The organism is Methanosarcina spelaei (genome assembly GCF_002287235.1).
Classification (GTDB): domain Archaea; phylum Halobacteriota; class Methanosarcinia; order Methanosarcinales; family Methanosarcinaceae; genus Methanosarcina; species Methanosarcina spelaei.
This window is the reverse complement of sequence record NZ_LMVP01000328.1, coordinates 1-934: the sequence shown is the minus strand read 5'-3', so window position 1 is coordinate 934 and position 934 is coordinate 1. Positions and strand designations below refer to the sequence as shown.

Here is a 934-nt window from a genome sequence, read left to right as displayed (position 1 = left end):
TTACAGCAACAGTAAAAGTGGGGAGTTACCCTTTAGGAATCGCAATCAACCCGGAAGGAACAAAAGTATATGTGGCGAACGAAGAAAGTAATACTATTTCCGTAATCAGTACAGCTACAAACAAGGTTACAGCAACAGTGAAGGTAGGAAAAGAACCTGTTGCCTTTGGGAAGTTTATAGGTTCTGTTCAAGTACAAAACTCAAAAAATCCTGTTGCTGCATTCTCTGCGTCTCCAACATCAGGAAATGCACCTTTAAGCGTTAAATTTACTGACAAAAGTACAGGAAAACCCAATAAATGGAAGTGGAGTTTTGGAGACGGAACAAGTTCAACAGCCAAAAATCCAACGCATAAGTACTCTAAAGCAGGAAAATATACTGTTAAACTTACAGTAACAAATGTCGCAGGAAGTAATACAGAAACAAAATCAAAATATATAACTGTTACAACAACTTCCCAAGCTCCAACTGCTGTATTTTATGCATCTCCAAAATCAGGAAATGCACCTTTAAGCGTTAAATTTACTGACAAAAGTACAGGAAAACCTACTAAATGGAAATGGGATTTTGGAGACGGAACAAGTTCAACATCTCAGAATCCAACGCATAAGTATTCCAAAGCAGGAAAATATACTGTTAAGCTAACAGTAACGAATGCGGTAGGTAGTAATACGCTAACAAAATCAAAGTATATAATAGTGACAGCAACCTCACAAACTCCGGTTGCGGACTTCTGGGGCTCTCCACTTTCAGGAAATGTTCCACTAAAGGTAACATTTACGGAGACGAGCAAAGGATCGCCAACGAAGTGGAGATGGGATTTTGGAGATGGGACATACTCAACACAAAAGAGTCCAGTACACACATATTCAGCTGCAGGAACCTACACGGTTAAACTTACAGCAACAAATGCAGCAGGAAGTAATACAAAAAC

At 39.1% G+C, this 934-nt stretch carries 2 pseudogenes; both read left to right on the top strand.

Annotated elements, in window-relative coordinates:
• Window positions 1-17: 17 nt before the first annotated feature.
• Window positions 18-110: pseudogene (locus ASJ81_RS24835) on the top strand (YncE family protein); the annotation flags it as partial.
• 99 nt (window positions 111-209) lie between these two features.
• Window positions 210-934, top strand: a pseudogene (locus ASJ81_RS13805) (PKD domain-containing protein); the annotation flags it as partial.